Origin of the sequence: Sphingobacterium lactis (assembly GCF_051951495.1) — a bacterium.
Classification (GTDB): domain Bacteria; phylum Bacteroidota; class Bacteroidia; order Sphingobacteriales; family Sphingobacteriaceae; genus Sphingobacterium; species Sphingobacterium lactis_A.
In genome coordinates this window covers 371575-393064 of the sequence record NZ_JBNHAS010000002.1, presented here as the reverse complement: position 1 = coordinate 393064, position 21490 = coordinate 371575, and the positions used below count along the sequence as shown (strand labels likewise).

Genomic DNA, 21490 nt, shown 5'->3' with positions numbered 1-21490 from the left:
CATTTTACAAAACAATAAGTTGAGAACTCCCCTTTTCTAATTTCCTATCAGTAATTAAAACGCTTGTTTAATAATTTTAACTTTCAGTAATATTCTGCAGAAAAAATTTGATATCTTCATGAAATATTATGAACGCACATTATTAAACTATTAATTTCATGAAATTAAGATCAATCCTATTGTTACTGACCTTATCAATCGGCGTAACGCAATTTTCTTATGCACAAAAAAAGACGCAACCTGTAATAATTCAGGCTTCTATCGACAACCCTGATTTAATTGGAAGTTGGCAATATAAAACATTTATAACGCAAGCAGGTGAATCCGTTCCATTTAATGGATATACCCTAAAAGTCTATGGCAAGGACCGCAGCTTTCAAACAATAACGCTTACAGAGAAAGGCTTTATTATGACGCATTCGGGAACATTTAAATCCATTTCAAAAGATAGATATAAGGAAATAATTGGCGATGGCAACGATGTCTTAAATGCGCATTTAGTTGACCAAAATGCAGGAATCCAATATCAGCTTTCCGAAGATAAAAATACGCTAACCATAAGATTCAATGTAAAAGAAAATCAACCTCCAGGAACATTTGAATTCACAGAGGTATGGACTAGAATTTTGCCGTTAAATAAGTAATTCGCTAAGTTCAGTTTAATTTTCGAATAGCATAAAAAAATACAAGGGGCTGTATCAAAAACACAGCCCCTTTTCTTATTAAAACCTTAAACTTAATTCAGTTTCTCAAACTTAAATTTCTGGTTATTATTTCCTGTTGCAGTCCAGGTTAATAAAGTAGTGCCATTGCTGGTCGCACTGTTAGCCACATCGAGACGAAGTCCAGGAGCATGTACTGGTGCCAAGGTGAATAAGCCTCCTCCTTGCGATTCAATTTCCCATTTCTGTGCATTGGTATTATTATAGACATACATCTTAACAGCAGTACCTGCAGTCGTCGAGGCATTTGGAACATCTAATACCTTAGTCGTATCTGCCATACTTTTTAAGCTGAATGAACCATCAGCACTTCTACGTGCTAACCATTTCTGATTATTACCATTATTGGAAGACCATAATGTTACAGCAGTACCATTGACCGGTGTAGAGCTATTACAATCCATCGTACTAGAACCATTTAATGCTGTTGTAATCTTATAGATTCCACCATTGACGATGGTACCTACTACATTGTCCTCGGTTAGTGTACTTGGCTCTATTGTAGGATTTGGGTAGCCAAATCCAGCGATTGTGGTATAAACTGACTCATTCACTTTGAATCCCCATTTACGGAAAAATGTTGTTAAGTTTCTACCTGTAATTTGACAAGCCGTCTTCATAAACCAAGTCATTTTCGCCTCATCAGTCATTGAAGTATTACGAGGTTCAAGACGGGCGCGTTTGTTTAACTGAATAAAAAATTGATCTCCAAAAGCTAAATACAATTGCTGGAACAAGACCAATCTGGTAAAATGGTCGTTATAAGTTCCGGTCATGGTATTAAAGTTCTTATTTGGGTCCGTATTATTGATAAAGTTGAAGGCGGGGGTGTATCTATTCTCCAATTTTAATCGAGAATTAGGGTAGCCCATTTTGCGTTCCACATATAAAGCAAAAATGTTATTAGTAACCTCACCTAAGGTACTCCAAGTCCAAATATTTTGTTGATGTAAGTGCCCCATTTCATGCCAGGTTCCCCAACCATTAACAAAAATAGAAGGTGTAAATGCACCAGGTTTAGCCGAAGAAGCATAAGCAGTACCATAGTAATATGCATAGGCTCCAAAAGACTCATCACTTGTTGTCACCATTAACACTTTATTATAAACCGGTAGCTGATTGGCTGCTGACGAGCCATCATAACCTGCTAATTCATTTTCCCAATCCCATCCCTTATCTGCTGCTTCTAAAATTTGTGAGTTATCCTGAGGTTGTAAACTTTGTGCATAGGTACGGCTATACGCCTGCATTACTCGGTCACCCAACAAGAGCACATGTGGAGTCGTGTAAGTTGTCAATTGGCTATTCCAATTTGCCTGTGAGGTTACATTCTTAATAAAAATTGGAGCACGTTGATGACCACTATTAAAAGTAATTTTCACTTTAGAACCTGGCGTTCCAGTAGTTGCGTACCTAACCCACACCAATCCACCTCGATCCCCAACAGTAATACTATTTGCTCCAGCTTGCAATTGTACAGTTTGGGGTGTATAACTCCAAGCATTATCATCCAAATAATAAGTTCCAAGGATCAGTTTTGGTAAAGAATTCCCTTGTAACTGTGTAACCGTAACATTCAAGGTAGAGTTCGGTGCCACGTAAAACCCAGTAGGTTCAAAATCAGTCCATAACCAACTATTAAAACCTAATCGATCCCGTTCCTTCGATGCATCGATCTGCTCCGAAAATTCTTGAACATTCGTCCCAACTGTAGTCTTCAAGTTAGGGTTTAGATCAGCTTTTTGCTCCAGTTGATCTTGATTTGGATTGGTATTTAACACTTCCTTTTGACAAGAAGCCATACCAATACCAGCTGCTAAGGCTAGCAGTGCCAGTTTTGTGTTTCTCATTGTGAATTTAGATTTATATAGTTAACTAAATCTAATACATAGAAAGAAATCCATCAAGCCTCTTTTTTACCGATTATCAATAATGCGTGTTGAAACTCATTTAAATCGATTGCGTAATTTTTTAAAGGAACCCTTACAATAACATACTTGTTACAATTAACCAAAACATTAATTTCCTCACGTTAAAGAATGAAATTACAGAAATTCAACAAACCATCATCAACAGCACTAAAGCTTGAGTTAAAAACCACATAAACCCTTAAGGAACACAAAAGGGGAAGTATCTTTAAATACTTCCCCTTTTTCATTAAATTCTTTTATAAAATTTACTGCATCAATATCAGCCTATAACCATAGGCAAACCTATTTATGGTTTCTTCGAAAACTTCTCCTCAAATGCTTTTTCCAAGGCAAACATTTCATCACGTAATTTAGCTGCTTCCAGGAACTCCATTTCCTTGGCTGCTTTTTCCATACGCTTCCTAACCGTATCGATAGCCTTTTTCATTTCCTTCTCACTCATATACTCGATCAATGGATCAGCTGCTACGGAAGAACTTGCATCCGGTTCCACATATGCTTTTGGTTCACCCTTAAAGTCTGCAACAGAAGTCTGCTCTAAGATTTCCTCACGCGTTTTACCAACTGTCCTTGGTGTAATGCCATGCTCCGTATTGTAGTTCATTTGTTTCTCACGACGTCTATTGGTCTCGTCGATTGTCACCTGCATACTGTCTGTCATTTTATCAGCATACATGATTACCCGCCCTTTATCGTTACGTGCAGCTCGACCAATGGTCTGTATTAAGGATCTTTCCGAACGTAAGAATCCTTCCTTATCCGCATCCAAAATAGCAACCAAGGTTACTTCCGGTAAATCCAAACCCTCACGTAATAAGTTCACACCTACCAAAACATCAAATTCCCCTAGTCGTAAACCTCTCAATATCTCCACACGTTCCAGCGTTTTAACCTCCGAGTGTATATAGCGTACTTTGATATTCAATCGGGACATATACTTGGTCAACTCCTCTGCCATTCGTTTGGTCAAGGTAGTAGCCAATACACGTCCGCCTTCTTTAATGGTCTTATCTACTTCTTCTAAGAAATCATCTACTTGATTAATCGCTGGTCTTACTTCCACCACCGGATCTAATAATCCTGTAGGACGAATCACCTGCTCCACGACCACCCCTTCTGTTTGTTGCAATTCATAATCACCCGGTGTCGCCGAAACATACAATGTCTGATTCGTCAAGGACTCAAACTCCGGAAAGTTTAAAGGTCTATTGTCCAGTGCTGCAGGAAGTCGGAAACCGTGTTCTACTAAAGAAATCTTTCTGGACCTATCCCCACCATACATCGCTCTTAACTGCGGAATAGTTACATGGCTCTCATCAATGACCAATAAATAATCTTCTGGAAAATAATCCAGCAAGCAGAATGGTCGCATACCCGGTTCTCTACCATCAAAGAATCTGGAATAGTTCTCAATCCCCGAACAGTAGCCCAGCTCCCGCATCATCTCCAAATCGTAGTTTACACGTTCTTCCAGTCGCTTCGCTTCCAACATTTTCCCCTCCTCTTCCAACTGGGTCTTACGAGCCATCAGCTCCTCCTGAATGGAAAAGATAGATTGAGTAAATTTCTCCTTAGGTGTCACGAAAAGGTTTGCCGGAAATAAAGCTAAGCTCTCATGCTTTTCCAATGTCCTCCCCGATACCGGATCGATCTCACTAAGTTCATCTATTTCATCACCAAAAAAAGAAATACGGTATGCCGAATCCTGATAGGCTGGATACACATCAATGGTATCTCCTTTTACACGGAACGTACCACGCTTAAATTCAGCGGTAGTCCTAGCGTAAAGTATTTCCACTAATTTATACAGAAATGCATTTCTACTGATTGTAGTCCCGACGGCAAAACGGAAAATGGACCTAGAAAAATCCTCTGGATTACCCATACCGTAAATACAGGAAACGGAGGAAACGACAATGACATCCCTTCTTCCCGACATTAAAGCCGAAGTCGTTGCCAAACGCAATTTCTCAATCTCCTCATTGATCGCCAAATCCTTCTCGATGTAGGTATTGGAAGAAGCGATAAATGCCTCTGGCTGATAATAATCGTAATAAGACACAAAATAATTGACCGCATTCTCCGGGAAGAACTGTTTAAATTCTCCGTAAAGCTGCGCCGCCAAAGTCTTATTATGACTGAGGATGAGTGTTGGTTTCTGTGTTTCTTGAATAACATTCGCTACTGTAAAGGTTTTACCCGATCCAGTAACCCCTAAAAGAGTCTGGTAGGTTTCTCCATCATTTACGCCCTGAACAAGTTCTTTGATAGCCTGTGGCTGATCTCCAGTAGGTTTATATTCGGATGTTAATTTAAATTTCATAGAATGCCTTTCCTGACACTAAACTATCAAATATTATTCCCGAATAAAACTATATGTGTTTCCAGCGGTTAAATACAAAAATTAATTAGTAATTTGCTGTATAAGGAGACTTTTTGTCATGGTAACTATCTTAACAAAACAGAATACGATTGCCAATCACTTTTTGGCAGAACTACGTGATGTTCGAATCCAACGCGATCGCATGCGCTTTCGTAGAAATCTAGAACGCATTGGTGAAATCATGGCTTATGAAATTTCCAAAACCTTTGAGTATAAAGCTACCGAAGTAGAAACTCCATTGGGCATGGCTAATACACACCTGTTGAGCGAACAACCGGTCATTGCGACCATTATCCGTGCAGGCCTACCCTTTCACCAAGGTTTTCTAAACTATTTTGACCGTTCCGACAGTGCTTTTATTGCAGCTTTCCGACATACCAAAAAAAGTGGTGAATTTGAGATTCACAAGAAATACCAAAACACACCTAATCTGGATGATAAGATTGTCATCGTTGCTGATCCCATGTTAGCCACTGGTCGAAGTTTGGTACTTTGTTGTAAGGATTTACTCAGCGAATACAATATCCGTGAGCTGCATATTGCTACCGTTATTGCTTCAGAAGAAGGGTTACAACATGTGCAGGCCTTTCTCCCTGAGGTTCAAATTTGGGTTGGTGAAGTCGACAAGGAAATGACAAGCAAGTCTTATATAGTCCCTGGATTGGGCGATGCGGGTGATCTGGCTTATGGAAACAAGGAATAAGGAGTGAATAAGCTTTGAAAAATCAGTAAACAAATATTTAGCAATAACTTAACATACAATACCAAGATAATGAACAACATATCAGTAAATTTAGTAAACAAATTTTCACAATATGGAATGGCAAAAATACAATGGAGAGACCCTGAAATTACCCATATGGTCTGCAGTTGAGGAAACCATCCTCCGGGAGAATGAAAATGGCAATAAACTGAAGGTATACATCGGTACAGATTCCCAGGTAAAACGAGGAACTGTTGAATTTGCCACCGTCATCGTCTTCCTCCGCGAACACCGAGGTGGTTTTATGTTTATCCGTAAGGACCGTAAAAACCACAACATGACCATCAAAGAAAGAATGCTTTTAGAAGTTCAGCATTCCATCGAAACAGCCTACGAACTTTGCCCCCTCTTAGAACAGTATCAAATCGATCTAGAAGTACACGCCGACATCAATACCAATCCGAATTTCCAATCCAACACTGCCCTTAAGGAAGCAATGGGTTATATTTTAGGAATGGGATTTATCTTTAAGGCAAAACCCGAGTCTTTTGCAAGCACAAACTGTGCAAACAAGCTTGTCCAATAAGCTACAAAAGACCTTTTTTAGTAGTAATAGTCTTCTTTAATTACCCCAAATAATTAAAGAGTGAAGAATTTACTCCTCTAAATTTTCAGCAATTTCTTTCCACTAAATTGCTGAAAGGGACAGCTACCCTCCTTAATTTCTGGTTTTCTTCAGATACACATGTATCCTCATTTGTATTATTTAGCTAATTCGTATAGTTTTTTATCGATTGTATAAGTGTAGAACTGAGTAGTAAGATTGCCTTCTATTTTATCCGTTTTTTTGTAAATGCTTCTATTTATTGCATTTACGTTCCAATCGGATGAATTGGAATTACCTTTAAAAACAATTTTTTTTCCATCATAAAACTTGATAATTATAGAATCATTAAATGATGGTAAAAAAGTATAATCAAACTGGTTATGATATCTACTAATACTGATACTGTCAGTTATATCCACAGATACTTTTTCAGCATTCAGTCTATAAAAATCAATCGAAACCTTATTTGGGAGTGTATTTTTATACACATAAATATCTTCAAAAAATGGCTCATTAGTATCAGTACATGACATAAATGACATTATCAATGCTATTAACGATGTTTTAAACAATTTGTTCATAGAGTAAATATAACGTGCTGTTTTGTAAAAATGTAACACTCGATGAAATATTTTTTAACTACCTGAGCTATTAATCATGATGATTCTTTTACTTTTATTTAATATGTATTCAATTTTAAAGCATGCGGGCGATGCATGCATCGCCCCTAAAAACAATCGAGAAAATATTAACGTTAATAACCATAACTGTAGGCTCGAAGCATGCTTCGACCGATTATTAACCAATTATTATCCTTCAATTTATCTACTATTTCTGATTTGCATAGCTTGAAGTTCCTAAATCTTCGATTTAGGATGACGTGGTCTTGAGGGGTGAGAAGTGAGACTCTTCGCTTTGCTCTGAGTTGTAAGTCTTATTACGCCAATAGGTCTAACTACTCCGTACTATATACTAACTACTGCCCGCAGGGCTCAGACCCTTCGCTTCGCTCTGAGTTGTAAGTAGCAAAACCGTTATTTCATTTCTAATTTTCCTTTCCACTTTCTCTTTTTCCTTTCTACTTTCTGGTGTCTTTTGTCTGTAGTCTCAACGTCTCTCCCAAGGGTTTTATTCGACACTTCTTCGGATCTCCTTCGGAACTTGTTCGGAACTCCTTCGGATCTCGTTCGGTTAGAAGCGAACGAGATCCGAACAAGGTCCCTATCAGATCCAAGGAAATTCCTTAGGGTTCTCAAAGCAAATTGGCGCCAAAACAGAAGGAAACATGAAGCGATCCCAAGGTAAAACCATAAAGTTTTCTTTTTGAATGCATATGGACAGTAGGGATGAAAAGCATTGGAATTTTCAGTAATATTGCTTTTCTATGCAGGCAACATCCAAAACCCCCATTAAAATAGCTGTAGTAGGTCCAGAATCTACAGGAAAATCCAGTATGGCAAAGTATTTAGCTCAAACTTTTAATGGATTGATGGTCCCGGAATATTCTCGTTATTACTGTGCTAATCTGAACAGGGAATACAGCATGCAAGATGAGCTGAATATGTTTTATGGACAAGTTGCTTTAGAGGAAGCGATGTTAGCTACGGAACCAGCGCTATTGGTTTGTGATACGACCATTTTAACTGTAAAAATTTGGTGTGATCATCTATTCGGGGAAACGCCGGAAGAGGTGAAAAATGAAATCCGGAATAGAGCTTATGATTTTTATTTATTGATGGATATTGATTTACCTTGGGAAGATGACCCTCTACGGGACTTTCCAGAACAAAGGGAACACTTCTTATCCGTTTGGATACAGGAACTGAAAGCACTAGACGCCCGCTATGAGCTCATTTCAGGCCTAGGAACCCAACGATACCTTCAGGCAAAAGAAGTCGTTCAGAAGCTCTTAAAATAAGCCCTTGAGATAAAGAAGTTTTTTAGGCGCTAAAAGATTATAGAAATGTTCTTTTTTCAACTTTGCCTGGAGTTCGTCCCTATTTAGTCTTACCTTTTTTCCATTGTATTCAAATTCCACCCATTCAAATACATCAGGAAAACTACTTTCCCCGGTTGCAAGTCGTGTTGTGCTTAATGCAGGAAGTTCAACCTGTATCAGCCTATTACCTTCTTCTTTGATCGCCAATTTCGACGCTGTTCTTTTGTAAAAATCTTCAAATTCGATTCCTGGGACGAAATCTAGGTCCAATTTGGAATTATTTTGTGTTTCTACGGTTTGAATATATAGAGTAACTGGAGCATCCAAATTGTTAATTAGGATTACTGGCCACATAAATGAACAGGAGCTCAAAAAGAAGCAAGTTATTGCTAAAACGAAGAGTGTGATTTTCGATTTCATCTATTTAGATTATTTTCGAATGTACAAAAAAAGAGTCTCAAAATTCATGAGACTCCTTTTTTTGTATAATAGCTATTAATATCTATAAGCTTCTGGTTTATAAGGTCCTTCCACCGTTACACCGATGTATTCAGCTTGTTCTGGAGTTAACTCATCCAACTCGACACCAATATGTGCTAAGTGAAGACGTGCAACTTTCTCATCCAAGTGTTTTGGTAAAGTATAAACTTCTTTTTTGTATTGATCGGTATTTGTCCAAAGTTCCAATTGTGCCAAGGTTTGGTTTGTGAATGAGTTTGACATTACGAATGATGGGTGCCCAGTTGCACAACCTAAGTTTACCAAACGACCTTCAGCCAATAGGATGATGTCCTTACCATCAATAGTATATTTATCAACCTGAGGTTTGATCTCTACTTTGCTATCACCATGGTTATTGTTTAACCAAGCAACATCGATTTCGTTATCGAAGTGTCCGATATTACAAACAACCGTTTTATCTTTCATAGCTTTGAAGTGTTCTGGACGAATGATATCCTTGTTACCTGTTGTAGTCACTACGATATTTGCTTCTTTAATTGCTTCATTCATCTTTTTCACTTCATAACCTTCCATTGCAGCTTGTAAAGCACAGATCGGATCGATTTCCGTAACGATTACTCGTACACCAGCAGAACGCAAAGACTCCGCAGAACCTTTACCTACATCACCATATCCAGCCACTACAGCTACTTTACCTGCTAACATTAAATCGGTAGCACGGCGGATAGCATCAACCAAAGACTCACGACAACCGTATTTGTTATCAAATTTTGATTTTGTAACAGAGTCATTCACATTAATTGCCGGTAAATGAAGCGTACCGTTCTTCATGCGCTCATATAAGCGGTGAACACCTGTTGTAGTTTCTTCTGATAAACCTTTGATGCCATCGATTAATTCAGGGAATTGATCGAAAACCATGTTCGTTAAGTCACCACCATCATCTAAGATCATGTTTAACGCTTGACGATCTTCGCCAAAGAACAAGGTTTGCTCAATACACCAGTTGAATTCCTCTTCGTTCATACCTTTCCAAGCATATACAGGGATACCAGCGGCAGCAATAGCAGCAGCGGCATGATCCTGTGTGGAGAAGATATTACATGAAGACCAAGAAACATCAGCACCAAGTTCAACCAAGGTTTCGATTAATACAGCAGTTTGAATAGTCATGTGCAAACATCCTGCAATACGAGCGCCTTTTAAGGGTTTAGAAGCCCCAAATTCCTTACGAAGGGACATTAGTCCAGGCATTTCAGCTTCGGCCAATTCTATTTCTTTTCGTCCCCACTCTGCTAAAGAGATGTCTTTTACTTTGTATGGAACATAGGTAGTTTCTAATGATGACATATGTTTTTGTTTTTAATTTGAACGCCACAAAATTACTTGATAACCAAATCAATTCAAAGTATTAACGAATTATTAAGTTTAAAATTGACATTATCTTGAGGATATAAATTTGATTTAGGTAGGTTTTCAAGTTATATTTGTAGAAAACTAGTAAAGGAGAGAGATATGTACCCAGAATATTTAGTGGCGCCGATGCGTCAAGAGTTAGTTGATGCTGGCTTTCAAGAATTAAAAACTTCGGAAGAAGTAGAGGCTGCTATTCCAACAGAAGGAACAGTATTCGTTGTTGTTAACTCGGTATGCGGATGCGCTGCAGCAAATGCTCGTCCAGCAGCGAAAGCAGCAGTAAAAAATGAGAAACACCCTGACAAATTAGTTACTGTATTTGCAGGTATGGAAAAAGACGCTGTTGATAGAGCACGTCAATACATGTTGCCTTACCCACCATCTTCACCAGCAATGGCTTTATTCAAAGATGGTCAATTGGTACACATGATAGAAAGACATATGATTGAAGGGCGCCCTGCTCAAATGATTGCAGACAACTTAGTTGCTGCTTTCGATGAGTATTGCTAAGCAATCATTGTATTTTGATTTTTGAATATCGAAAAAGCTTCTTTTAACCTTAAAAGAAGCTTTTTCTGCTTATTATAGTTTTACAACCTTTTCTTATTACATTTGTTAACTGGCTTCATTAATTATGAATAAGTTAACAACCAACATCCTTATCCTATTCTTTTTCTTTTGTTTAGTGGGCTGTACCACCAATAAACAAATAGACCTGATTGTCTACAATGCCAAGATCTATACGGTAGATTCTGCATTTAGCAATATTGAGGCATTTGCAGTAAATAACGGAGTATTCATTGAAATGGGGAGCTCCCAAGAATTGTTGAATAAGTATCAAGCAAAAGAAAAGCTGGATGCTCAAGGCAAATTCATCTATCCTGGTTTTTATGATGCACATGGCCACTTTTTCATGTTGGCTGAAGCGATGGACGAAGTAAGTCTTTTAGGTGCTAAATCTTATGATGAAGTAATTCTTCGTTTAAAAGATTATGTGGCTGCACATCCGGAAAAGAAATGGATTATCGGGAATGGATGGGATCAGAACCTATGGCCTGATAAAAATTTCCCTGTTCGAGATTCTCTTGATAAATACTTCCCTGATTTACCTATTTTCTTAAGCCGTGTAGATTATCATGCTGCCCTAGCTAGTGGGAAAGCATTGGAGATTGCTAGCCTAGATTCCGCTTATTTTGTGGATGGCGGATTGATATCAGTGAATAAAGAAGGATTGCCCGATGGAATTCTGATTGATAATGCCATGCAATTGGTGAGTAAGCACATTCCAAAGAATCAAAACAGTGCCCTCCTAAAAATGCTTCGCCGTGCGCAGGACTCTCTCCTATCGGTGGGTTTGACGAGTATTGTGGATGCCGGCTTAACAGAAGACCAGATCGATGCCTTAAAGGTGTTTTATAATGAGGACTCTTTACAGATTCGGGATTATGCCATGGTGATGGCTACCCCAAGCAGTGTCAAACAATACCTCAGATCAGGCACGTTTGAATCTGATCGTCTAACTGTACGTTCTTTCAAGTTGATGGCAGATGGGGCTTTAGGATCTCGTGGAGCCTGCTTATTGCATGCATATCATGATGCGCCAACACATGGATTCTTACTTCAAAGTCCAAAGGAATTTGATCAACTAATTCAAAGACTTGCTAACAGTAATTTCCAAGTAAATACACATGCTATTGGCGATTCGGCTAACCGCATCATCTTGGATACTTATGGTAAATATATCAAGAATGGTCAAGACCGCCGCTGGCGCATTGAACATGCACAAATTGTTGATCCTGCAGATTTCTCGAAGTTTAAAACCTTTCAGATCATCCCTTCGGTACAACCAACGCATGCAACATCCGATATGTATTGGGCTGGTGACCGTCTTGGACCTGATCGTTTAAAAACTGCCTATGCTTACAAAGAGCTTCTTAACCAATATGGTATGCTTGCGCTAGGAAGTGATTTCCCCGTGGAACATTTTAATCCTTTATATGGGTTCCATGCTGCTGTAGCACGTGTAGATAAAAATGGTTTTCCCAATGGAGGCTTCCAAATGGAAAATGCCATTACGCGAGAACAAGCGCTTCGAGGCATGACTATATGGGCAGCCTATTCATGCTTTCAAGAAAAGAAAAGAGGAAGTATTGAAAAAGGTAAAGATGCCGATTTTGTGATTTTAGAGGAAGATATCATGACCGCCGATGCGAGCAAACTTCGAGATATAAAGACTTTAAGGACCGTAATTGCTGGTGAAACTGTCTACCAAAGAAGTAAATAGGTTTTCATTAACTTATTTAACCTTCAACTTCATATGCAGCTTCTTGCCTATTCCAATACTTTTTAGTCAAGTAGAGGGCAAGACTTAAGAGCAAGAGCCCTGGAATTCCAACAATAGCAAACAGGAAGAGTGCATACTTGGCATAATAAGCTGATAACTCATCGCGATCAATATCTTGACCCAAATAAATATTGCCGTATCCAGATTTATAGAAATCATGCAATTGCTGCAAATCGGTAAATACCTTGTATTTATCATCCCTAGGAAAAGACTCAAAATATTGAAATTGTCTTAAGTCCATTCTTTTGAAATGGATCATGGAACTCTTGACGAAGTCTTGTCCATAATTCTCATTGAACTCCTCTTTGTCTATTACTTTCGTATAATCAAATGCTAACCAGGCACGAGCAAAAGACCGATAAGCTTCTTCATACTGGAAAATCGGAGCCAAAAAAAGGACATTCAACCGCACTTTCCCCGGTGGGACATTCAGACCATCTTCCATGTAATTATAAGGAATTACGCGCATACGATCTACATACCAATTATCAACCTCTAAAAAGCTGGGATTTACATTTTCTTTGAGGTCTTTCATATTGCTTAGCTGCAGGACAGTACCAAAGTTATAGCGTAAGCTTTTCCAAATCGGTTGAAATAAAATAGCCGTTAATAGGGGTAATAATAAAAATAAGATGAATTTCTTTTTAGGGATTTGTCCCCAAAGATCTTTTCCGAAATCAATTCCTTGGCCAACCCATTTATTAATTAAAGCAACCAAAATGAAGCTTATTAAAAAGGGCATAAATACTCGAGCCCATAATGGCCAATTGACATCGGAATTGAAAAATAGAGCAATCAACAATACACTGCTTATAAATAAGCTGAGTAAAAGAAGTGCAAGGCTTGGAAGAAAAAACTTCTTTAACAGCATAGACCATCGTGTTGATATACACTATAAACATAAAAAAATCCTTAGAAGTTCTAAGGATTTTTATTTTATTGCATATCGAATAAATGTTTTTCTGCGTGGTAAGAAGACCTTACGAGTGGGCCTGATTCCACATATTTGAAGCCCATTTTAAGGCCTATTTCTTTATATTTCTCAAATTGTTGTGGTGTTACCCATTCTACTACTGGGTGATGTGCCTTCGTTGGTTGTAGGTACTGACCAATTGTTAGGATATCAACCCCAACATCGTACAAGTCCTGCATCGTTTCAATCACATCTTCTTCTGTTTCTCCGAATCCTAACATGATACCCGATTTAGTTCTCAATCCGGCATCAGAAATACGCTTTAAACATTCTAATGAACGATCATATTTTGCTTGGATACGAACTTCACGAGTAAGACGACGTACAGTTTCAATGTTATGAGATACCACTTCAGGGCGCACAGCCAAAAGACGGTCTAGGTTATCCCATTGACCTTTAAAGTCAGGGATTAATGTTTCAAGCGTTGTTTCAGGACTTTCACGACGAATTGCCAAGATGGTTTCAGCCCAGATAGTTGAGCCACCATCTTTTAGATCATCACGGTCAACGGAGGTAATGACACAATGCTTTACCTGCATTAATTTCACCGAATTGGCAACACGATTTGGTTCATCCAAATCTACAGCTAGAGGTCTTCCGGTAGCAACAGCACAGAAAGAACAAGAGCGTGTACAAATGTTCCCAAGGATCATAAAGGTTGCTGTACCAGCACCCCAACATTCACCCATATTCGGACAATTACCACTTTCACAAATGGTATGTAATTTATGTTCGTCAACCAGACCACGTACATGTCTGTACTCTTTACCAACTGGTAATTTTACTCTTAACCAATCTGGTTTACGCTGTGTCTGATTAGCAGGAATGACAGGTAATTGAATCATGCAACAAAGTTAAGCATATTTAACCTATTAATATAAGGTTAATGTTAGCTAAATATCATAAATCATCTTGAGAAACAATAATTAATTTCAAGTGTTAATTTTTTAGGATATTTGTATAATTCAAACCCAATATTAATAATATGATGCTCCAAATGCGCTATCTTTTGGTACTGTTATTAATTTCCCCATTGTCCTCTTTTGCTCAAGACAAGGAAATTGCCCTTATTCCTCAACCCTATAAAACGACTGTTTTAGAAGGTGAGCTGCTATTGAATTCCAATCAGCCATTGTATTATGCAGAGGATTTTTCTACGCTAAGTGCTTTGCTTTATCATATTCCAGGCCTACAAATTGGCAATTCAGAATTAGTGAAGAAGGTTAAAAAGCAGCATCATCAAGGGATTCGTTTGTTTAAAGCAGAACAACGCGACCAAGTGGATCCGCAAGGCTATTTACTGGAAATTGATCAATCAGGTATTAGTCTGAAAGCCCATGACCGAGAAGGCATGATATCTGGAATTTATAGCTTAATGCAATTGAGCTACCTCAATAATCAAGAAAAACTGCCTTATATCCAAATTCTCGATAAGCCGAGATTTGGTTATAGGGGTTTGCATTTGGATGTATCTCGCCATTATATGCCCATGACTTTTTTAAAGAAGTATATTGATTTGATGGCGCTTTATAAGCTTAATCAATTTCACTGGCACATAACAGACGGTGCTGGCTGGCGATTAGAAATCAAACAATATCCGGAATTATCAAATAAGGCTGCATGGCGTTCGCATACCTTATGGAAAGATTGGTGGAACAATGGACGGCAATATGTGGAACAGGGTACAGCCAATGCATCTGGCGGGTATTACACCCAAAATCAAGCAAAAGAATTAATTGACTATGCTGCACTTAGAGGGATAAATATCATCCCAGAGATTGAATTTCCAGGGCATTCCGAGGAAGTGTTGGCGGTTTATCCAGAGCTTTCATGCACAGGTAAACCTTATACGCAGGGCGAGTTTTGTTTAGGAAATGAAGGAAGCTATCAATTCATGAAAAATGTATTGGATGAGGTGATTACCTTATTCCCATCGAAATACATCCATATTGGCGGAGATGAAGCCGACCATAAGCATTGGAAGAATTGCCCGAAGTGTCAGGCCTTAATGAAAAAAGAAGGTTTAAAATCTGAGTCTGAGCTTCAGAGTTATGCGATTAAACAAATTGATCAATATTTGAAAAGTAAGGGTCGCAAGTTGATAGGTTGGGATGAAATCATTGATGGTGGTTTACCTGAAGGCGCGACCATAATGAGTTGGCGTGGAGAAGAGCCTGCTGCAAAAGCTGCGAAGGCAGGATTTGATGCTATTATGACTCCTGGGGCCTATATGTATTTTGACGGCTATCAAACAGACCCTCGGACACAACCAGAGGCTACTGGTGCTTATCTGCCTTTAGAAAAAGTTTATAGCTACAACCCCATCCCTAAAGGCCTGGCAAAGGACAAAGAAAAACACATTATTGGGGTTCAGGCTAACCTATGGACAGAACATATGCCTACCTATCAGCATGTGGAATATATGGCATTCCCACGCGTATTAGCCTTATCCGAAATTGCATGGACCACGCAAGATTATAGAAATTGGAAAGACTTTAATAAACGCCTACAACAGCATTATCAAGTATTGCAAAAACTGGATGTGAATTATTATCGACCATCCTATAATGTAAGTTCCATCGTTAGTTTTGACTCCTTAGAAAAGAAAAACACAGTTATCCTTCAATCAGAGCAATTTAATCCGAACATTCGTTATACAGTTGATGGAAAAGCACCGGATGCGAAATCTACTCGTTATAACCTGCCTATTGAACTTTCGAAAACAGCACAGATAAACGCAGCTTCTTTTATTGATTCAACACGTGTAAGCCCAGTTGAAACAATAGATTTGGATGTGCATAAGGCCATTGGTAAGGATGTGATCTATAAAATAAAATGGGAAGGATATCCAGCCAAAGGAGATAAGACTTTGACTAATGGAATGAAAGGTGGATTAAGTTATGCTGATGGACAATGGCAAGGTTTTACAAAAGGATTTGATGCTGTAGTGGATTTTGAGCGAAGGGAAGAAATCAAAAGTGTGGCGGTGAATTTCATGCAGATTCCAGGTCCTGGTGTATATTTCCCTGGAGAGTTTACCGTTTTGGTTTCTGATAATGGTAAAAATTATCGTGAAATTGGCAGCATTAAGAATCAAGAAGGGACAAAAGATCCTAGTTTGAAATTCCAAAAGTTTGAAATCAAACTTCCGAAAGCAGTTATGGCAAGATATGTACAGGTAAAAGCTACTAACCCAATGAAAGGATATCTTTTCGCGGATGAGATTGTAATTTATTAAAATACACCATGAATAGGAGGTTAAATCACCCCTCCTACTCATCATCAATTAGGTATTTTAATTCGAAATTGTTTTTGATAAAAGCATGCCAATGGAGTCTTGTTAAGAATGAGCTTACATGCTAAAAATTGACAGGGTATTAATCTTCAAATTAGGAGAAAGAAATGCGTTGTAATGGAAGTCATTTTCAATGTTTTAATGCTATGAAATGATTGTTCCTTTAGGGGTATTCCAGCTGTGTAAAAAATTACGCAATCGGTATCTGAATTTTTATCAACAATAATCGTAGAGAATTAAAAATATTATAGTAACTTTGCACTCCGACAAAGCAGTCGGAATTCCCTCTAACAACAAGGCAAAATCTGCCTGCCACGTCCACAGAATTATTTGTATTTAACTATTGAAATAAAAAATAATGCCTAGAAACACCTCCATCAATTCGGTATTAATCATTGGATCGGGACCTATCGTTATTGGTCAAGCCTGTGAATTTGACTATTCAGGATCACAAGCAGCTTTATCATTAAAAGAAGAAGGAATTTCGGTTTCCATCATTAATTCGAACCCTGCTACGATTATGACCGACAGTGTCGTAGCTGATCACGTTTATTTACTTCCATTAACCTGTGAGAGTATTGAGCAGATTCTTCAAGAGCGTCAGATTGATGCAGTATTACCGACAATGGGCGGTCAGACGGCATTAAACTTATGTATTGAGGCTTCCAATCGCGGTATTTGGGAAAAATATGATGTAAAAGTTATCGGTGTTGATGTTGCAGCTATTGAGAAGACGGAGAATCGTGAGGAATTCCGTCAGTTAATGGTTGATATCGGCGTAGGAGTAGCAAAATCAAAAATCGCGAACTCCTTTTTAGAAGGAAAAGAAGCAGCTCAGATTATTGGTTATCCATTGGTAATCCGTCCTTCTTATACCTTAGCTGGAACCGGAGGTGGTTTTGTGCATAAAAAAGAGGACTTTGATGCGGCATTAAACCGTGGATTACACGCTTCTCCAACACATGAGGTATTAGTAGAACAAGCGGTATTAGGTTGGAAAGAGTTTGAGTTGGAATTACTTCGTGACACGAATGATAATGTCATCATTATCTGTACCATTGAAAACTTCGACCCTATGGGTATTCACACTGGAGACTCCATCACAGTTGCTCCGGGTATGACCTTATCGGACAAGTGTTACCAAGATATGCGTAATCAAGCGATCAAGATGATGCGCTCTATCGGCAACTTCGCAGGTGGTTGTAATGTTCAATTCTCTGTAAACCCAGAAAATGAAGAAATCATTGCGATTGAAATTAACCCACGTGTATCGCGTTCATCCGCATTAGCATCTAAAGCAACTGGATATCCAATTGCAAAAATCGCTGCTAAATTAGCTATCGGTTACAACTTGGATGAGCTTCAAAACCAAATTACCAAAACAACTTCTGCATATTTTGAACCAACACTTGACTATGTAATTGTAAAAGTTCCTCGTTTCAACTTTGATAAATTCAAAGGGGCGAACAAAGAATTAGGATTACAGATGAAAGCGGTTGGCGAGGTGATGTCGATCGGTCGCACATTCATCGAGGCATTACAAAAAGCAGCTCAATCATTAGAGACAGGCCGTGCAGGATTAGGTGCAGACGGACGTCAATCAAGAAATTTAGAGGAGATCATGTATAGCTTGGAGCACCCAAGTGCTGATCGTCTTTTCCATATCAAAGATGCTTTCGAATTAGGTGTTCCATTGGAATCTATCCGTAAAGCAACTCTAATTGACAAGTGGTTCTTAGTACAAATCCAAGAACTGGTACAATTAGAAGGCGAATTACGTCGCTATCAATTAAGCAATATCCCACGTGATTTCTTCATGACCTTGAAACAAAAAGGTTATTCTGATTACCAAATTGCTTGGTTATTAGGAAACACAGATGAGGATGCTGTTTATGCTCGTCGTAAAGAGCTTGGTATTAACCGCGTCTACAAAATGGTAGATACATGTGCGGCGGAGTTCCCAGCACATACCCCATACTACTACTCAACCTTCGAGGATGAAAACGAATCAGTAGTTTCTGATCGTAAGAAAATCATCGTATTGGGTTCAGGGCCAAACCGTATCGGTCAAGGTATTGAATTCGACTACTCTTGTGTTCACGGTTTATTAGCAGCAAAAGAATGTGGATACGAAGCAATCATGGTTAACTGTAACCCTGAGACGGTATCTACCGACTTTAATATGGCTGACAAATTATATTTCGAGCCTGTATTCTGGGAGCATGTTCGTGAGATCATCGAATTGGAAAAACCAGAGGGTGTTATTGTTCAGTTAGGTGGTCAAACAGCTTTGAAAATGGCAGAGCGCTTAGAGGCATTAGGTGTTAAAATCATCGGTACTTCTTTCTCTAACATGGACTTAGCAGAAGATCGCGGAAGCTTCTCTGACTTATTAAAAGAATTAGATATCCCTTATCCGAAATATGGTGTTGCTACTTCTGCAGAAGAAGCTATCAAAGTTGCAAACGAAGTAGGATATCCGGTATTGGTTCGTCCATCTTATGTATTAGGCGGACAAGGCATGAGCATAGTGATTAACGATGAGGACTTGGAAAAAGCAGTAGTTAATCTATTGAAAAACCTTCCAGGAAACCATATCTTAATTGACCACTTCTTGGATCGTGCAGAAGAGGCGGAGTCAGATTCAATCTGTGATGGTGAAGATGTACATATCATCGGTATGATGGAGCACATTGAGCCAGCAGGTATTCACTCTGGAGACTCATCGGCAGTATTACCTCCATTCTCTTTATCGGAAAATGTTCAGAAAAAGATGGAAGAGTATTCCATTAAATTAGCGAAAGCATTGAATGTAATTGGTTTGTTAAACATTCAATTTGCGATCAAGGATGAGAACGTATATGTCATCGAGGCAAACCCACGTGCATCACGTACTGTGCCTTTCATTGCAAAAGCTTATGATGTACCTTACATCAATATCGCAACAAAAGTGATGTTGGGTGAGAACAAATTATCGGACTTTACTATTGAACGTAAGTTAGAAGGATACGCGATTAAAGAGCCTGTGTTCTCTTTCTCGAAGTTCCCTGAAGTAGACAAACAATTAGGTCCAGAGATGAAATCTACCGGTGAGGCGATTCGTTTCATCAAAGATTTAGAAGACCCTCACTTCAGAGAGTTGTACTCTAAAAAATCCATGTTCTTAAATGCGCAATAAGCAGATTAGAACATTGAAAAAATAAAGAATAATACAAAGGGGGCGTTAGCCCCCTTTGTTGTTACTAAAAAATTATCACGTTATTATTTATTGATATCGACATTATCAATTACCTCACGTAAAGGCACAGGAAAAACATATTGTTCATCAGATGGATCGATTACACCAGCAGCCCCTACAGAAGTGATGGGACTATTGCGACGTTGTAAATCCGGAATACGGAAACCCTCTCCTAGTAATTCAATTCTACGTTCTAACAAAATGGCATCTACCAAGCTCTGCTTATTCGCAAATGCAGGGAATTGATAGTTTGGGTCAGAGCGATGACGAATAGCCTTTAATAAGCTTAATGCTCTTGCTTGTGAACCTGCTTCAGCTTCTGCCTCTGCAAGATTTAAAAGAACTTCAGCATAACGAATAATCGGAGCCCAATCCAAGTAAGTATCTACATCTGTATATTTGGTGATAATTAAAAAACCAAACACATCAGGATCCGTTAAACTAATCTTTCTGGCATCGGTATTTGGCCAGTTAGGATTTGCATAAATGCCACCTGCAGCTTTATTTAAATAATACTCGACATTTCCAGCATTGTAATAATAAGCCAACTGATTTTGAGTTCCCGGAATATTGGTTAGCTCGAAAGGAAAGCTTAATATTCGTTCAGCATTCATTTTATCCCTAAATACAGATTCAGGTCTTGCTAACAAGGCATGGTAAACCCCAGTTTTGGTTTCATAAGGCGGGTTATCCTTCACCATTTTATTAGCTTCCTCGATTACTTTTGGATAATTCTTCATGGCCAAATAGATTCTTGTTTTAAAGGCAATAACCGTATTGGTATGTGCTCGAGTAGAGGCTAAATATTGACTATTAAAACTTTTGGGTACCCCCGCTTCAGCATCCGTTAAATCCTTTAAGATTTGATCATAGATTTCTTTAACGGTTGCTTTAGCTATGGTATTGTTTGCAATAGTTTTTTCAGGAAGTAAACGTAGGGGCACTCCTTTAGACGCACCATTATCTGCGGCATAAGGTTTTGCAAATAGCTGTACCAAGGCATAGTATGCCATGGCACGAACAAACTTTACCTCTGCAATAAATTGTGTTTTTTGGGCAGGTGTAAGAACTCCCTCTTTCACTTTCTCAATATTTTCCAGAAAAATATTTACCCTATTGATGGTCAAGTATCCAGAAATCCAAAAATTGGCAACGTAAGAATCGGAAGGATCATTAATAAACTGGTAAACAGAATATCCAGTAACACCATTCCGCCCACGATTTAAAAACTCTTCGCCTCGGATATCATTGTAAATCAACATTCTCCCTCCATAAAGGGTACCGCTTTTAACGGTAGCATATATCCCATTAACTTGACCTTCAATACGCTGTGCAGTTTCCCCAATATTTTCTTCGGGAATTTCTAGCACTGACTCTCGATTCAAAAAATCCTTTTTACAGGAACTCAACCCTATTGTAGCAATAAAAAGTAAGGTTAAGTATTTCATTATTTTATAATTGTTATTAGTTTTCATGA

At 38.5% G+C, this 21490-nt stretch carries 16 protein-coding genes; 8 read left to right on the top strand and 8 right to left on the bottom strand.

Features of this window, described 5'->3' with window-relative positions; genetic code table 11:
• Positions 1–158 precede the first annotated feature (158 nt).
• Positions 159–644: a DUF4488 domain-containing protein gene (locus ACP6L2_RS09345; RefSeq protein WP_440508958.1), complete on the top strand. Its 486-nt coding sequence runs from the start codon at positions 159–161 to the stop codon at positions 642–644.
• A 92-nt stretch (positions 645–736) separates the two neighbouring features.
• Here ACP6L2_RS09345 and ACP6L2_RS09340 read toward each other — a convergent pair whose 3' ends face one another.
• Together ACP6L2_RS09340 and uvrB are read right to left on the bottom strand one after the other, a co-directional pair.
• The gene (locus ACP6L2_RS09340) at positions 737–2572 is read right to left on the bottom strand and encodes a M60 family metallopeptidase (RefSeq protein ID WP_440508957.1); all 1836 of its coding nucleotides are present in this window, start codon (positions 2570–2572) and stop codon (positions 737–739) included.
• 367 nt (positions 2573–2939) lie between these two features.
• Positions 2940–4976: an excinuclease ABC subunit UvrB gene (gene uvrB, locus ACP6L2_RS09335; protein ID WP_440508956.1), complete on the bottom strand. Its 2037-nt coding sequence runs from the start codon at positions 4974–4976 to the stop codon at positions 2940–2942.
• Between the two features lie 118 nt (positions 4977–5094).
• Here uvrB and upp point away from each other — a divergent pair, with 118 nt between their 5' ends.
• Together upp and ACP6L2_RS09325 are read left to right on the top strand one after the other, a co-directional pair.
• Entirely contained in the window at positions 5095–5739 is a 645-nt protein-coding gene (gene upp / locus ACP6L2_RS09330) for a uracil phosphoribosyltransferase (RefSeq protein ID WP_344673109.1), read from the top strand.
• Between the two features lie 112 nt (positions 5740–5851).
• Positions 5852–6325: a ribonuclease H-like YkuK family protein gene (locus ACP6L2_RS09325; RefSeq protein WP_440508955.1), complete on the top strand. Its 474-nt coding sequence runs from the start codon at positions 5852–5854 to the stop codon at positions 6323–6325.
• Between the two features lie 176 nt (positions 6326–6501).
• On the opposite strand, the gene ACP6L2_RS09320 is transcribed toward ACP6L2_RS09325, so the two are convergent.
• Entirely contained in the window at positions 6502–6927 is a 426-nt protein-coding gene (locus ACP6L2_RS09320) for a hypothetical protein (protein ID WP_440508954.1), read from the bottom strand.
• An 803-nt stretch (positions 6928–7730) separates the two neighbouring features.
• Here ACP6L2_RS09320 and ACP6L2_RS09315 point away from each other — a divergent pair.
• Positions 7731–8264, top strand: a complete 534-nt coding sequence (locus ACP6L2_RS09315) for an AAA family ATPase (protein ID WP_440508953.1) — start codon at positions 7731–7733, stop codon at positions 8262–8264.
• On the opposite strand, the gene ACP6L2_RS09310 is transcribed toward ACP6L2_RS09315, so the two are convergent.
• Positions 8256–8639, bottom strand: a complete 384-nt coding sequence (locus ACP6L2_RS09310; RefSeq protein ID WP_440508952.1) for a hypothetical protein — start codon at positions 8637–8639, stop codon at positions 8256–8258. The genes ACP6L2_RS09315 and ACP6L2_RS09310 overlap by 9 nt on opposite strands.
• 141 nt (positions 8640–8780) lie before the next feature.
• Positions 8781–10097: an adenosylhomocysteinase gene (ahcY, locus tag ACP6L2_RS09305; RefSeq protein ID WP_440508951.1), complete on the bottom strand. Its 1317-nt coding sequence runs from the start codon at positions 10095–10097 to the stop codon at positions 8781–8783.
• Between the two features lie 165 nt (positions 10098–10262).
• On the opposite strand from ahcY, the gene ACP6L2_RS09300 reads away from it, so the two are divergent.
• Together ACP6L2_RS09300 and ACP6L2_RS09295 are read left to right on the top strand one after the other, a co-directional pair.
• Positions 10263–10673, top strand: coding sequence for a BrxA/BrxB family bacilliredoxin (locus ACP6L2_RS09300; protein WP_440508950.1), 411 nt, complete (start codon positions 10263–10265; stop codon positions 10671–10673).
• A 124-nt stretch (positions 10674–10797) separates the two neighbouring features.
• Entirely contained in the window at positions 10798–12447 is a 1650-nt protein-coding gene (locus ACP6L2_RS09295; RefSeq protein ID WP_440508949.1) for an amidohydrolase, read from the top strand.
• Between the two features lie 16 nt (positions 12448–12463).
• Here ACP6L2_RS09295 and ACP6L2_RS09290 read toward each other — a convergent pair whose 3' ends face one another.
• Together ACP6L2_RS09290 and lipA are read right to left on the bottom strand one after the other, a co-directional pair.
• On the bottom strand, positions 12464–13378 hold the full coding sequence (locus tag ACP6L2_RS09290; RefSeq protein WP_440508948.1) for a hypothetical protein: 915 nt from the start codon (positions 13376–13378) through the stop codon (positions 12464–12466).
• A 65-nt stretch (positions 13379–13443) separates the two neighbouring features.
• On the bottom strand, positions 13444–14325 hold the full coding sequence (lipA, locus tag ACP6L2_RS09285; protein WP_440508947.1) for a lipoyl synthase: 882 nt from the start codon (positions 14323–14325) through the stop codon (positions 13444–13446).
• Positions 14326–14465: 140 nt separating this feature from the next.
• On the opposite strand from lipA, the gene ACP6L2_RS09280 reads away from it, so the two are divergent.
• Together ACP6L2_RS09280 and carB are read left to right on the top strand one after the other, a co-directional pair.
• Positions 14466–16718 carry a glycoside hydrolase family 20 protein gene (locus tag ACP6L2_RS09280; RefSeq protein ID WP_440508946.1) on the top strand — a complete coding sequence of 751 codons (2253 nt, stop codon included), beginning with the start codon at positions 14466–14468 and terminating at the stop codon, positions 16716–16718.
• Between the two features lie 415 nt (positions 16719–17133).
• Positions 17134–19953: a carbamoyl-phosphate synthase large subunit gene (carB, locus tag ACP6L2_RS09275; RefSeq protein WP_440508945.1), complete on the top strand. Its 2820-nt coding sequence runs from the start codon at positions 17134–17136 to the stop codon at positions 19951–19953.
• A gap of 83 nt (positions 19954–20036) precedes the next feature.
• Here the strand turns inward: carB and ACP6L2_RS09270 are convergent, their stop codons facing one another.
• Positions 20037–21488, bottom strand: coding sequence for a RagB/SusD family nutrient uptake outer membrane protein (locus tag ACP6L2_RS09270; RefSeq protein WP_440508944.1), 1452 nt, complete (start codon positions 21486–21488; stop codon positions 20037–20039).
• Positions 21489–21490: the final 2 nt, after the last annotated feature.

Excerpts from the sequence above, each read along its gene's own strand:
- ACP6L2_RS09345 (WP_440508958.1), top strand. The coding sequence starts at position 159 with ATGAAATTAAGATCAATCCTATTGTTACTGACCTTATCAATCGGCGTA.
- ACP6L2_RS09340 (WP_440508957.1), bottom strand. The coding sequence starts at position 2,572 with ATGAGAAACACAAAACTGGCACTGCTAGCCTTAGCAGCTGGTATTGGT.
- uvrB (WP_440508956.1), bottom strand. The coding sequence starts at position 4,976 with ATGAAATTTAAATTAACATCCGAATATAAACCTACTGGAGATCAGCCA.
- upp (WP_344673109.1), top strand. The coding sequence starts at position 5,095 with ATGGTAACTATCTTAACAAAACAGAATACGATTGCCAATCACTTTTTG.
- ACP6L2_RS09325 (WP_440508955.1), top strand. The coding sequence starts at position 5,852 with ATGGAATGGCAAAAATACAATGGAGAGACCCTGAAATTACCCATATGG.
- ACP6L2_RS09320 (WP_440508954.1), bottom strand. The coding sequence starts at position 6,927 with ATGAACAAATTGTTTAAAACATCGTTAATAGCATTGATAATGTCATTT.
- ACP6L2_RS09315 (WP_440508953.1), top strand. The coding sequence starts at position 7,731 with ATGCAGGCAACATCCAAAACCCCCATTAAAATAGCTGTAGTAGGTCCA.
- ACP6L2_RS09310 (WP_440508952.1), bottom strand. The coding sequence starts at position 8,639 with ATGTGGCCAGTAATCCTAATTAACAATTTGGATGCTCCAGTTACTCTA.
- ahcY (WP_440508951.1), bottom strand. The coding sequence starts at position 10,097 with ATGTCATCATTAGAAACTACCTATGTTCCATACAAAGTAAAAGACATC.
- ACP6L2_RS09300 (WP_440508950.1), top strand. The coding sequence starts at position 10,263 with ATGTACCCAGAATATTTAGTGGCGCCGATGCGTCAAGAGTTAGTTGAT.
- ACP6L2_RS09295 (WP_440508949.1), top strand. The coding sequence starts at position 10,798 with ATGAATAAGTTAACAACCAACATCCTTATCCTATTCTTTTTCTTTTGT.
- ACP6L2_RS09290 (WP_440508948.1), bottom strand. The coding sequence starts at position 13,378 with ATGCTGTTAAAGAAGTTTTTTCTTCCAAGCCTTGCACTTCTTTTACTC.
- lipA (WP_440508947.1), bottom strand. The coding sequence starts at position 14,325 with ATGATTCAATTACCTGTCATTCCTGCTAATCAGACACAGCGTAAACCA.
- ACP6L2_RS09280 (WP_440508946.1), top strand. The coding sequence starts at position 14,466 with ATGATGCTCCAAATGCGCTATCTTTTGGTACTGTTATTAATTTCCCCA.
- carB (WP_440508945.1), top strand. The coding sequence starts at position 17,134 with ATGCCTAGAAACACCTCCATCAATTCGGTATTAATCATTGGATCGGGA.
- ACP6L2_RS09270 (WP_440508944.1), bottom strand. The coding sequence starts at position 21,488 with ATGAAAACTAATAACAATTATAAAATAATGAAATACTTAACCTTACTT.